This is a genomic window from Romboutsia sp., assembly GCF_035470145.1.
Classification (GTDB): Bacteria; Bacillota; Clostridia; order Peptostreptococcales; family Peptostreptococcaceae; genus Romboutsia_D.
On sequence record NZ_DATIRC010000330.1, the window covers coordinates 1 to 12,146 of the forward strand.

The 12,146-nt window shown below is 30.1% G+C and carries 23 protein-coding genes; all 23 read left to right on the top strand.

Going from position 1 to position 12,146, the window contains the following annotated elements:
• Window positions 1–722, top strand: a 722-nt coding sequence (locus VLM92_RS13295) for a hypothetical protein (RefSeq protein ID WP_325276817.1), incomplete at its 5' end; no start/stop codon positions are given.
• Window positions 723–755: 33 nt separating this feature from the next.
• Window positions 756–1,082, top strand: a complete 327-nt coding sequence (locus VLM92_RS13300) for a hypothetical protein (RefSeq protein ID WP_325276818.1) — start codon at window positions 756–758, stop codon at window positions 1,080–1,082.
• Between the two features lie 14 nt (window positions 1,083–1,096).
• Window positions 1,097–1,381 carry a hypothetical protein gene (locus VLM92_RS13305; protein WP_325276819.1) on the top strand — a complete coding sequence of 95 codons (285 nt, stop codon included), beginning with the start codon at window positions 1,097–1,099 and terminating at the stop codon, window positions 1,379–1,381.
• An 84-nt stretch (window positions 1,382–1,465) separates the two neighbouring features.
• The gene (locus tag VLM92_RS13310; protein ID WP_325276820.1) at window positions 1,466–5,398 is read left to right on the top strand and encodes a PHP domain-containing protein; all 3,933 of its coding nucleotides are present in this window, start codon (window positions 1,466–1,468) and stop codon (window positions 5,396–5,398) included.
• Window positions 5,399–5,468: 70 nt separating this feature from the next.
• Entirely contained in the window at window positions 5,469–5,675 is a 207-nt protein-coding gene (locus VLM92_RS13315; RefSeq protein WP_325276821.1) for a hypothetical protein, read from the top strand.
• The gene (locus VLM92_RS13320) at window positions 5,668–5,931 is read left to right on the top strand and encodes a hypothetical protein (protein WP_325276822.1); all 264 of its coding nucleotides are present in this window, start codon (window positions 5,668–5,670) and stop codon (window positions 5,929–5,931) included. The genes VLM92_RS13315 and VLM92_RS13320 overlap by 8 nt, the downstream gene beginning before the upstream one ends.
• Before the next feature lie 2 nt (window positions 5,932–5,933).
• Window positions 5,934–6,203, top strand: a complete 270-nt coding sequence (locus VLM92_RS13325; RefSeq protein WP_325276823.1) for a hypothetical protein — start codon at window positions 5,934–5,936, stop codon at window positions 6,201–6,203.
• A gap of 156 nt (window positions 6,204–6,359) precedes the next feature.
• Window positions 6,360–6,698: a hypothetical protein gene (locus tag VLM92_RS13330; protein ID WP_325276824.1), complete on the top strand. Its 339-nt coding sequence runs from the start codon at window positions 6,360–6,362 to the stop codon at window positions 6,696–6,698.
• 5 nt (window positions 6,699–6,703) lie between these two features.
• A complete protein-coding gene (locus VLM92_RS13335; RefSeq protein ID WP_325276825.1) occupies window positions 6,704–7,288 on the top strand; it encodes a hypothetical protein in 585 nt (194 codons plus the stop codon).
• 50 nt (window positions 7,289–7,338) lie between these two features.
• Window positions 7,339–7,551, top strand: coding sequence for a hypothetical protein (locus VLM92_RS13340; protein ID WP_325276826.1), 213 nt, complete (start codon window positions 7,339–7,341; stop codon window positions 7,549–7,551).
• A 1-nt stretch (window position 7,552) separates the two neighbouring features.
• Window positions 7,553–7,681 (top strand): hypothetical protein, encoded by a 129-nt coding sequence (locus tag VLM92_RS13345; RefSeq protein WP_325276827.1) that lies wholly within the window; start codon window positions 7,553–7,555, stop codon window positions 7,679–7,681.
• Window positions 7,682–7,755: 74 nt separating this feature from the next.
• On the top strand, window positions 7,756–7,911 hold the full coding sequence (locus VLM92_RS13350; protein WP_325276828.1) for a hypothetical protein: 156 nt from the start codon (window positions 7,756–7,758) through the stop codon (window positions 7,909–7,911).
• A gap of 31 nt (window positions 7,912–7,942) precedes the next feature.
• Window positions 7,943–8,104, top strand: coding sequence for a hypothetical protein (locus VLM92_RS13355; protein WP_325276829.1), 162 nt, complete (start codon window positions 7,943–7,945; stop codon window positions 8,102–8,104).
• Between the two features lie 32 nt (window positions 8,105–8,136).
• On the top strand, window positions 8,137–8,349 hold the full coding sequence (locus tag VLM92_RS13360) for a hypothetical protein (protein ID WP_325276830.1): 213 nt from the start codon (window positions 8,137–8,139) through the stop codon (window positions 8,347–8,349).
• 39 nt (window positions 8,350–8,388) lie between these two features.
• Window positions 8,389–8,547, top strand: coding sequence for a hypothetical protein (locus VLM92_RS13365; RefSeq protein WP_325276831.1), 159 nt, complete (start codon window positions 8,389–8,391; stop codon window positions 8,545–8,547).
• Between the two features lie 30 nt (window positions 8,548–8,577).
• A complete protein-coding gene (locus tag VLM92_RS13370; RefSeq protein WP_325276832.1) occupies window positions 8,578–8,742 on the top strand; it encodes a hypothetical protein in 165 nt (54 codons plus the stop codon).
• Window positions 8,743–8,766: 24 nt separating this feature from the next.
• Complete coding sequence (locus tag VLM92_RS13375; RefSeq protein ID WP_325276833.1) at window positions 8,767–8,961, top strand: hypothetical protein; 195 nt, start codon at window positions 8,767–8,769, stop codon at window positions 8,959–8,961.
• A 94-nt stretch (window positions 8,962–9,055) separates the two neighbouring features.
• Window positions 9,056–10,219 (top strand): RtcB family protein, encoded by a 1,164-nt coding sequence (locus VLM92_RS13380; protein WP_325276834.1) that lies wholly within the window; start codon window positions 9,056–9,058, stop codon window positions 10,217–10,219.
• A gap of 17 nt (window positions 10,220–10,236) precedes the next feature.
• Window positions 10,237–10,743, top strand: a complete 507-nt coding sequence (locus VLM92_RS13385; RefSeq protein WP_325276835.1) for a hypothetical protein — start codon at window positions 10,237–10,239, stop codon at window positions 10,741–10,743.
• A 12-nt stretch (window positions 10,744–10,755) separates the two neighbouring features.
• Window positions 10,756–11,169 (top strand): hypothetical protein, encoded by a 414-nt coding sequence (locus tag VLM92_RS13390; protein ID WP_325276836.1) that lies wholly within the window; start codon window positions 10,756–10,758, stop codon window positions 11,167–11,169.
• Between the two features lie 22 nt (window positions 11,170–11,191).
• Window positions 11,192–11,422: a hypothetical protein gene (locus VLM92_RS13395; protein ID WP_325276837.1), complete on the top strand. Its 231-nt coding sequence runs from the start codon at window positions 11,192–11,194 to the stop codon at window positions 11,420–11,422.
• A 95-nt stretch (window positions 11,423–11,517) separates the two neighbouring features.
• On the top strand, window positions 11,518–11,820 hold the full coding sequence (locus tag VLM92_RS13400) for a hypothetical protein (protein WP_325276838.1): 303 nt from the start codon (window positions 11,518–11,520) through the stop codon (window positions 11,818–11,820).
• Between the two features lie 15 nt (window positions 11,821–11,835).
• Window positions 11,836–12,057, top strand: coding sequence for a hypothetical protein (locus VLM92_RS13405; RefSeq protein ID WP_325276839.1), 222 nt, complete (start codon window positions 11,836–11,838; stop codon window positions 12,055–12,057).
• Window positions 12,058–12,146: the final 89 nt, after the last annotated feature.

Sequence of the window (12,146 nt, forward strand, 5' to 3'; positions counted from 1 at the left end):
CAGAAAAAGATGCTAAAAAAACGAAATTATATGATAAAAAAAGAAAGAGTGAATATAACAAAAGGAAGAAAGATTTATGTGATGCTTTTGGTGTTTGTACAACTTGTATGAAAAGAGATAAGCATAAAGTCAAACTATGCATAGAGTGTTATACAAAAAGAAAAGAAAAGGAAAAACAAAAAGGTGTTATACCAAAAAGTGAAAGAATGGACAAAGATATTTGTCTTATGTGTAATGAGCCAGTAGTAGAAGGGAAGTATTATTGCGAAAAACATCTAGGAATACTTCAAAAGAATATTGCAAAAGGCAGAGAGAAGAAACTTTCTGAGATGGAAACAAAAAAAACACAAGAAGAACAAAGAGAAAAGAAGAATTTATATCGAAGAAAAAAAAGAGAAATATGTAGAGCATTTGGTATTTGTACAAGTTGCATGAAAAGAAAAAAACACGTTGGGAGTTTGTGTTTAGAGTGCTATGTTAAATCAAAAAAAAGATATGATGAAAAAATAGTATCAAAAGACAAATTACCAAAACACCTTTGGGGGAGTTTTGAATTATGCACAATGTGTGGAAAACCAAGATATGGAGATAGTAAATTGTGCAAAGAACACTTAGAAATAGCAAGAAGAAATCAAAAAATTGCAAGTTCTTATATAAATAGAGAAAGCCACATATGGAGAAATATGAATAAAGCAGACTGTGTTAAAGCAGGTTGTGCATAATATTAAATGATTTATAAAAAGGGAGTACAGAATATGAAACGAGAATTAACATTTGAATTAAGAACGGTCTATCCAGACTGGAAAGTAAGAATACCAAAAGAATTAGAAAAGAGAATAGGTAAAGCATTTAAGTTATTAGGTGAAATTAAAGCAGGTAATAAGTTGGAGTTGCATTTTGAAGATGGGCATGTATTTAAAACTGCTCCACTTGATATTCAAGGTTACATAACTAAAAGAGATGATTATGATGATGATAAAGTAGTTTTTGTTACATTGTGTACAAAAGATATGTACTATGAAATGGATGTAATAGACAAGAAGATCAAATTGAGTACTGTAGAACAATTAAAATTAATATAGTGGAGGTAAATAATATGAAAAAAATTTACATGGTATACGAAGGTAAAATTGAAGAAGTAGAGGTTTTAAAAGAAACTCAAAAGCAATTTAAATTAGGTGACAATAGAAAATACAGAAGAATATTGAACAAAACAGAGTTGGATATACCTTTAGAATTTACATCATTCGATATATTTGGAAGTGTAGTTTTTTCAGAGGATAAAGAAAAAGCAACTGAGATTTACAATAATATGATGAATGACACAATTAAGTTTTTTGAAAAAAGATTAGGAAAATATAATAGAAATATAATTTATTAATAGAGGACTACTTAGGTAGTTCTTTTTTTACATTTTAAAACAAAAATTCGTTATATGAATCAAATGATATAACGGAGGATACATATGGAATTTATAAACTGGCATGGACACACAGATGCATCAAATCATAACAATAGAGATAGTATAATAAAAGTAGAGCAAATGATAGATGTTGCATTAGAGTTAGGACACTCTGGAGTTGCTATAACAGATCATGCAGTAGTATCAAATCATGTTAAAGCGATACTATATCTAAAGAAATTAAAAAGAGAAGTTAATGAAAAACTTAAGAAAAATCCAAATAGCGAATGGTTAAGAAACAGAAAGGAACAATTAGATAATTTTAAATTAGGTTTAGGATGTGAAATATATCTAGTTAATAAAGAAGAAACAGATGTTGCTAGAGAAAACAATGAGCCAACTAAATTTTATCATTTGGTTGTACTGGCTAAAGATTTAAAAGGATACAGACAACTAGTGAAGATAAGTTCGCAGGGGTGGGAAAATAGTTTTCATCAAAGAGGAATGGAGCGTACACCAGTTTATAAAGAGGATATAAAAGACATTATAGACAACGATAAAGGACACTTGATCGTAACTAGTGCATGTCTAGGTTCTGAGTTTGCTACATATATATTAAATTTCTTAGATGCTAAAAAGATGCAATTACCAAAGCAGATGGATTTATATATGAACAAAATATTATCATATATGGAATACATGAAAGAAATGTTTGGAGAAGATTTCTACATTGAACTACAACCTGCCTTTGGAGATGAACAAATAGAATATAATATGTTCGCACTAGAGATAGCAAAGTATTACAATATAAAAGCAATAATAGCAACAGATGCACATTATCACAGACCAGAGTATAAGCGTACTCATACTGATTTCTTAAAGTCACAAAATGCAGAACGTGAAACAGAATCATTTTATTCTTCGACATTTATGATGTCTGTAGCAGAGATGCGAGAGTATTTTACATATTTTGATGATGTAGATTTTGAATGGTTAATAAACAATACTATGGATATAGGTTCAAAAATAGAAGAAATAGATTTATACAAACCTACACAAGTTCCAGATGCTACTATTGAGTATGACGAAAGATTTAATGGATACTTTAAATACATAAAGAGCCTATGTCTTAATTTCCCTTATATACACAAGTATTTAACTAGTCCTTATCTGATTGATAGAATAATACTGCAACAGATTGAAAAGGGCATGGAAGAAAAAGGACAGAAGTATGAGAAGGAAAATTTAGAGCGTATAAATAGAGAATTAGAATCTATGTGGTTTGTAAGTGAAGGACTAGGAGAAAGATTAAGTTCTTATTATGTACTTACAAAAGAGATAGTAGACCTTATTTGGACTGTAAGTCTAGTCGGTGTGTCAAGGGGATCGGCAGGAGCGTTCTATTGTTCGTATTTATTAGGAATATGTCAAATAAATCCTATAGAATATGACCTTCCAGACTGGCGACATCTTGAAAAGTCGAAGATTGAGTTAGCAGATATAGATATAGATTCGGAATCTGCTCAAAGAGCAAATATACTAGAATTAGTAAAACAGAAGTATGGGCACAGAAAAGTATTGTCTATTGCTACATTTAAAAGAGAAGGAACACCTAGTGCAATACAAACAATTTGCAGAGGTATGGGAATAGATATAAATGATGCAAAGTATTTAAGTTCAATCATACCAAGAGAAGGTGTAAATGCTAAGAGCATTCAATATTGCCTAGATCATTATGGAGAAGATGAAAAGTGTACTAGATTTATAAATGAATTAAAAGCAGTAGATGAAGTTCATGCAGGATTTATTGAGAACATCCAGAGAATAGAAGGTTTAATCTGTGGAAAAAGTTCTCATGCATCTGGAGTATATATCTTTAAAGAGGACTATACAGAAGTAAATGCCATGATGAAAACACCTTCTGGATTACCAATAACGCAGTATGATATGTTGGATTCAGACTATCAATCTGGATTAAAGTTAGATTTCTTAACAATTGAAGCACTTGATAGAATTAGAAAATGTATTGAGTTGCTACTTAAAGATGGTGAAATTGAATGGCAAGGTGATCTAAGGAGCACTTATAATAAATACTTACATCCAGATGTTATTGAAATGAAGAATGAAAATATGTTTAAGATGCTTAGAGATGGTAAAATTCTTGATGCATTCCAATATGATTCTGTAGCAGGAGTAGAAACAATATCTAAAATACAACCTAATAACTTTAGGGAATTAATGGATGGAAATGCTCTTATGCGACTTAATCCAAAGGAAGTAGAACTGCCTATTAATGTTTATGTTAGACATAAGAAAGATATAAACATTTGGTATGAAGATATGAAGAACTATGGGTTAACAGAGCATGAAATGGAAGTTCTTAAGAGTCATTTATTAAAATCTTATGGTGTTGCACCTACACAAGAATCAATAATGAAACTTAGTATGGATGAAAGTATATCTGGATTTGATTTAATATTAGCAAACAAACTTCGTAAAACAGTGGCAAAAGCATATGCAAGACATATGGCAGATGAAGTACATCAATTAATGGTTGAAAAAGGCATAGAAAAAGGAAATCGAGAAGTATTTATAAATTATGTATGGGAAAGATTTGTTGTACCACAATTAAAATACTCATTCTCTGACCCACATTTAGCAGGATATACTTTGATACTTATGCAGGAGTTAAACTTAGCAACTAAATATCCGACTTTATATTGGAATGTGGCATGTTTATCGGTTCAAGCAGGAAATATATCTGATGAAGTAAATAAGGGAACAGATTATGGAGCAATCGCAAAAGCAATAGCAGGAATGGAAAAAGGGTTTGTTATAACACCAGACATAAATAAAGCAGGTATGGAATTTTTACCTCTTAAAGAATCAAATAAGGCTATATATTCTTTAAATGCAGTAAATGGTATTGGAGAAGATGTTGCTAGAGCAATTATAGAAAATAGACCATATAATACATTTGATGATTTCTTAACAAAATGTGTAGAAACAAAATTAGTAACACCAAGTAAAGTATATACATTAATTAAAGCAGGATGTTTTGATAGCATAGAACCAGATAGACAAAAATTAATGGTAGATTATGTAATGTACACAACAGAGAAAAAAGAGAAGTTAACTACTGCTAATATACCTAAAATACTGGAGTATGGATTATTACCAGAAAAATATCAAGCATTCGGAACTTTATATCAGTTTAGGAAGTTAGTATTTAGCAAAGCGAATCTAACTGAGCAAATAAATAAGAGCACTGGGTTATATCAAATACCTGCGAATTTACTAGAATATTATTATGTTAACTATCACTCATGTTTTGAGGATGCATTTGAGATAAATTTAAATGGGAAAGAATCTTTAAATAATAAGATATTTGATAAGATATACAAAGAGCAGATACAACCTTTAACAGAATGGTTAGCAACAGAAGATGCTATAGATAAATACAATAACTTCACTAGAGGTATAAACTGGAACAAATATTGCAGTGGTTCAAAGGAAAAATGGGAAATGGAAAGTATTTGTTTCTATACAGATAAGCATGAGTTAGATTTAATACCATTAGAGAATAGTATTAATATAAAGAATTTCTGCGATCTGCCAAGAGAGCCAGAAGTTGTATCCACTAGAAAGTGGAGAGGTAGAGATATACATGAGTTCAGAGTTGATGTAATTGCAGGAACTGTAGTTGAAAAGAATAAGAATAAATCTATTATAACTATAGCTACACAAAGTGGAGATGTAGTGGATATAAAATTAGATAAAGGTAGATTTTCACACTATGATAGAACAACAGATCAAGAGAAGTCATGGTTAACAAAAGGTAATAAATTATTAGTAGTAGGCTATAGACGTGGAGAAACATTCTATCCGAAAGTTTATAGACAAAATTTATATCAACATAGCATCATGAAAATAGAAGGTTATGATTTTGAAAATGATATACCAGTAATAAAATTAGATAGATTAACTATAGAATAGAAGGGATTTTTATCCCTTCTTTTTACATTTTCAAAAGTAATTCCGTTATATGTTAGTGAGAGGTGATAATATGAAGAATAAATTGAATCCAGACCAAGTTGCAATGATAATAGCAGATTGGCACGATGGAGAGTTAATGAGTTGTAAAAAAGCAGTATGTGAAAATTGTGCTTTGAACAAAGAATTACCAATAGCAGTAGTTGGTGTAAAGAAAATGACACTGTGTAATATGATGTGTGAAATGGCTACAGTGCTACATGAGGTAGAGCATGAGTAAAAAAGAGAATTTGATGGAATGTTTTAAAGTGGCAATGGATTATATGCAAAAATATGTAGCCATTTTAATAGGTCTACCAAACAACAAAAGAGAAGTAATCATATTTGAACGCAATGCATTTTTAGACAAGATGAATTATTACAACAATAATTATGATGATGAATTGAAATTAATAAAAAGTCCAGAAATAAGTGTATTAGACTTTTGTTGTTCAAATGAATTTGGAAGTATAGAAATAGAATTGATAGGAGAATAGGTATGTTAAAAATATATGTAAATGGAAATGAAGTAATAGCATTAAAAGCAACTATGGATTTAAGAATAGGAAAAGAACTTAAAATAATGGGTTCTGAATATTACATAGAAAGCGTTGAATCAACGAGAGAATATGTAAGAGTAGATTGTGTAGATGAATACTCATGGAAAAGTAGAAGGATAGATGCAAGTACAATAAGAACTGGCACAATAACTTCATCTGCATTAGCAGGAATGAGTGTTAATAGTAAAAATCCATTTGATAGGAGATAAGAAATGAATATTAAAATGAAAAAACTAAAAAGAATATTATGTAAACATAGATTTGAATACCATCACGTAGAGCAAGTTGATTCAAAAGTAAAACTGGTTTACAAATGTGTTAAATGTGGAAAGACAAGAAAATAAAATAACAAGGAGAAAAAGAGTATGTTTAAAGGAATAGCAGTAGCAATAGCAGGAGTAGTAGTAGCACTAGGGGTGACTTTCGCAATGGGGACAGTGGACAATGCATTTTATCTACACTTTGGAAAACAAAAAGCAAACATAGAAAGAGATATATTTAAAGAAGGAAAGTCTTATACAGAAGGTATGATAGAGGACTTATCTAATTACAAAAGAGAATTTGAAAGAACTAAGGATATAAATGAGAAGGAACAAATAGCAAATATGATAGATGCAGAGTTTGCTAACTTTGATGCAAATAAAATAGAGAACGGTACACTATATCAATTCTTAATGGAAATAAGAAATAATACTTGGAGGTAGTTGAGATGAAGAAGAAATTATTAGCAGGAATGTTGATGGCAGTAACTATGTTTAGTTTGGTTGGATGTTATGCACCAGAAGTAGGCAGTGAGGCAGAAATGAATGCGAAACAAAATCAATTGTTACAAGAGTCGAATAGACAAATAGGAATGCCTAATATAAAAAACAACTTTGAAAAGAAAGTAGCAAAAGACATATGGGAATTAAGAGATAATCCAGACTTAACAACATATGCATATACTCAAAATATGGATGGTAGATATGTATACTTAGGTAGATGTATAGGTTATGGATTACCTTATACTACACAATACACAAGTCCAGAAAAAGTATGGGGTGGATATTATGCGAACGAAGGAGAACATGAAGGTGGGGGAGATGGATTAAGCTATGCAGAAGATGTAGTCCTTCCACAAGCCGACCCAAATGGACTTTATAGTTCAGAAACAACTAATGCTACATGGCTAGTACTGATTAATGAAGAAACTAATGAGCGTGAAATAATTTATTCAGAGCCGAGTATAGTTGTTACACAAACTAAATTACCTAAAAGATTAGTTGCAGATTGGAGTTTACCAAATAATTATTAAAAATAGAGAGAAGATTAGTTCTTCTCTTTTTATATTAGGAGGATATTTAAATGTTGAAAATAATGCGTAAAAGATGTACATGGATGCTTGTAAATTATAATAGAGCAAAGAACACAGATAAAAAATATTACCTGCAATTTTCTTTGACTGATATGTGGTTAGTTCCAAAAAGAGATACTATTTTAAATGGAACAGTAACATTGTGGGGATGGTTGTTTTTCTATGTAGGTTGTGACACGAATTTATTAAAAAGGAGATATTAACATGAAGTTCAAGGCAATGATGAATACATTTTGTTTGGGATCATTTACATATTGGCATTTTGCAGATACAGTTCCAAAAGGGGCAGTTTTAAGTTGGATAATAGTAGCATTTATATTAAATAATGAATAAAAAGTATTGACAAGGTATTTACTAAATGATATATTGTTGCTATGAAAGAGAGTATATTAATGGAGGTAAAGACAATGGTTATATGTAACAATAAGAAGTTTATATTAGAAAAAGAAGATGATAATAAGTATGTAGTATATAGAGTTAAAGGAAAAAGAAAAACACAAAGGGTTCAAATTATAAATGGAACAGAAGATGAAGTAATAGAAATTTTTAATAAATGGTATTAAAAGATAGTATTCATTTAGAAATGAGGTTATTATGAATAAACAAGAATTAATAGAATATCTAAAATCATTGCCAGATAATATAACAATACTAGCTAATAAAAATGGCAATATAGATAAATATGGCAAGTTAGATTTGATAATATTCACAGAAAAGAAAAACGAAGAATTTATAGGGTGGTATTTAGCACCATAAAATATAATATTTATTTAAGGAGATAGGAGATAATGAATTATCAAAAAAGCAATGGAGTTTCTGTTATTACAGATGGCTCGAAACGAATAACTATAATTAATGGAGTAGAATATCCTTGGGTAAAGGGTATGAGAGGGTGTTCGAATACAACAATAAACGGAAAAGTATTTATAGATGGTTTTGAGTTGAATAAAAATGGTCAATGGAAAAGAACATTAAGAGCATTGTGGCACTTAATATTTTAGATAAAATAATTCTTTTATAATGTAAAACGGAGGATAATTATGATTCAATCAGTGTGCAAAGGGTGTAGTGATATATATCGTTCAACAGATGGTAAGGTTTTTGAAAATGGACAATATAAAAAGGTAGAAATTTTAGAAGATGAATATTTAATAATAATTAATTGTGGTTGTGGAGAGAAAGTTGTTATAACTAAATAAAAATATCAATTTATTATATGGAGGAATAACATGAAAAAAATATTATGCGATAATAAAACTTGCATACATAATGAGGTTTTAGAAAGAAATAATTTAACAGTTTGCAAAAGATGTGATGATATTACTATAAACTCATATGCAGATAGTTGCAATGGATATGAAGAAATAAAAAAATATTTAGATAGAATCAAATAAAAAATAAAATTTATGGAGATGGAAATGAAGAAGTTTATAGATATGGATGGAAATGAATTGAAAGTAGGAGATATAGTTTTGTTTGGAACTGCCAACAAAAGGATCGCAAGAGCAAAGATAGTATCAATTAGTGAATATGGATGTTTAGAATTACATACATTGAAAAACAGAGAATCTAAAATGTTTGCAGAATGGGTTTTACTAGATACAACTAAATAAAAAATATAAAGCAGGTAAATGTTACCTGCTTTTTTACGTTTCCAGAAGAAAATCCGTTATATATAGTAACACGTAATATATAGGAGGAATCAAGATGGAAATCAAAGGAAGTAATAATAGTGCAATAGTGTTTGCAAACAATGTGGATAGTGTAACAATAGGTCAAATAATAAACCTATGCAACCAAGAAACATTTAAAGAGAGCAAGATAAGAGTTATGCCAGACTGTCACGCAGGTAAAGGGTGTACAATAGGAACAACAATAACATTAACAGATAAAGTTGTGCCCAATCTTGTTGGTGTAGATATAGGATGTGGAATGGCAACAGTGATGATGGATATGAATCTGGATTTAGTCAAAATAGACAATGTTATAAAAGAACATATACCACATGGATTTAACACACATGATAGAGGTAGAGAAAAATTATTAAGAGAAGTTTGGAAATTAGATTTAACTGAACTTAAATGTATAGATGCAGTTAATTTAAATAGAGCATATAAATCAATAGGAACATTAGGTGGAGGGAATCACTTCATAGAAATAGATAAAGCAGACACTGGGGAACTTGCATTAACAGTGCATACTGGCTCTAGGAATCTTGGTAAAACGATAGCAGAGCATTATCAAAGATTAGCAGTTGAATATTGTACAGAAAAATACAAGGATTCAAAAAGACCAGAGAAAGACTTATGTTATCTTGAAGGTAAACTTATGGAAGATTATCTACATGATATGGAAATAGCACAGAAGTATGCAATGATAAATAGATTTACGATTCTAGCAGATATAGCATACAACTATGATAGGGCGAATAATGCACTACATCTTGCAAGAAATGAATATTATAAAATTATAAAAAAACAAGCATCAGAGTGTATTCATAATTACATAGATATGGAAAATATGATTCTAAGAAAAGGTGCTATATCGGCTCAAAAAGATGAATTGGTTATAATACCTATCAACATGAGAGATGGAATAATCTTTGGACTTGGTAAAGGCAATGAGGACTGGAACTATTCTGCACCACATGGAGCAGGGAGAGTGCTTTCAAGAAGTAAAGCAAAAGAACAAGTATCATTAGAGGAATTTAAAGAGTCTATGGAAGGTATATTTACAACATGTGTAAATAAATCAACATTAGATGAATCTCCAATGGCATATAAACCTATGGAAGATATATTAGACAATATAGGAGATACAGTAGAGATAGTGGATATATTGAAACCAATATACAACTTTAAGAGCAATTAAACTAGGAGGAAAAAGATATGTATAACTTAGGTAGAGATTTTGATATGGTATTCCATCATCAAAGAAATACAAATGAAAGAAGATTTTTCTTAGCACAACATGAAGAAAAACCAGAAGATGTGATTCCTATGGAAGAAGAACATATAGAAGATGTTACAAATAAGGTAATAGTGTCTATAGAATGTGGAGATGTAGACCCAGACAGTGGACTGCCAGAAATAAAGGCGATACTAGTGCCAACTAAGAATGATAGATTAGTCAAGCACCATGAAATAGGAGATTACATGCTATGGTTTAATCTATATAGAGAAGATAAGTTGATAGCAACATTTGTTAAGTCAGATGAACCATTTATAGATACTGTAGATGAATATATAAAGCACTATGAGGAAACACAAGGTGAAGTAGAGTTTAGCAAAGAGGATTTAATAAGGTTGATAAATTATTATATAAAAGGACATTCGCAAGATATATATCTTAAAGACTATAAAGAAGAAGATATATTAATAGCAGTTGGACTGTAGAAAGGAACTCATATGAAATTGTTTAGTATATTTAAGAAAAAGAAAGTTAGTAAAGAAAAACCAGAAAAACCAGAAATAAAAACATGTAAACAAGAAGAAATATTAAGTGCAGTAGATGCATATGAAAAAGCGAATAGTGTTAAAGATACAGAAAGAGAGCGAAAATTAGTTGAATATGAAAAATATTTAGCGAATAAACTACGACACATAAACTATGAAATAGATCAGAATGTATCAAAAGGGCATTTTAGTGTAGGTGTTAGAATAACTACCATGAGCAGAGATGAAGATAAGTCAGAAGAAATGATACATGAACTAATAGAAAAGAATTTATTAGATTTGGGTTATAGTGTACGTCTATATGAGCGTAGTGATGATTATAAAAGAGAATTAGTATTAAGTGTGTCATGGTACGGTGAAAAATAACAAAACAATAATGGAGAACAATATGGCTAGTAGAATAAAAGAATATATAGAAAAAGAAGTAAAAGGATTAACTAAAAGTGGAGATAGTGTTAGTTTAAAAGGCGTTTATCCGAGTGCTATAGAAGATGTTGTAGGAGATTTTGTAGATAGTTTAGACTTAAATGGTTGGCAAGGAGATTATTGGGCAGAATCGGATGAATACAAAATAAGTGGATGTATGTACTATGGAACATGTACAATTACGTTGAAGTAATTTGATGGATTTGTAGGATGTAGTGATTGCAATGGGTTCAGAACCTAAAAATATAATAAAAGATGAATTTTATTTAAGAATTTGGAGGATATATAGTGAAATATAGTTGGATGGATGTTCCTAAGAAAAAGGAAGTTTGGGCATGTGCTTATAGTACAAACAATACAGAAAAATCAATGGCTCTAAGAAAAACGCCAGTAAGAGGAATTGTTGATGGTGGATTATTCTATGAGATAGGTAAGACTGGAAAGATCAAAAAGTCTGGTTCTGTAAGTGCATATGCAAGATCATATGCAGATACAGAGGAAGAATGTATCGAAATATACAATAGCAAAGTGAATAATCAAATAACATTTCTTGAAAAATTAATAGAAGAATGTAAATCAAACTTAATATAAAATGGAGGACATAAAATGAAAAAGGAAAGAGAGTTTCAATCAAATAAAAGATATGTATTTACAACTAAGAGATACAAAAAAGCAGAGCGTGACTATAAATTTCATGCAGTTTGGGTAGATATATGCAATGGACAAGAGGTTATAATAAAAGGAAAATACGATGGGCGTATTAAGGTTAATGGTGATACATTCTTTGTTAGTCCGAATTGGTGTAAGTGCATAGGAGAAGTTAAGTAGATATGTTAAATGTTAAAGATAACTACACAAGGAAAGCGAAGGTAGTTAACATAGTAGATGGTGATACGATAGATGTGGAAATCGACTTA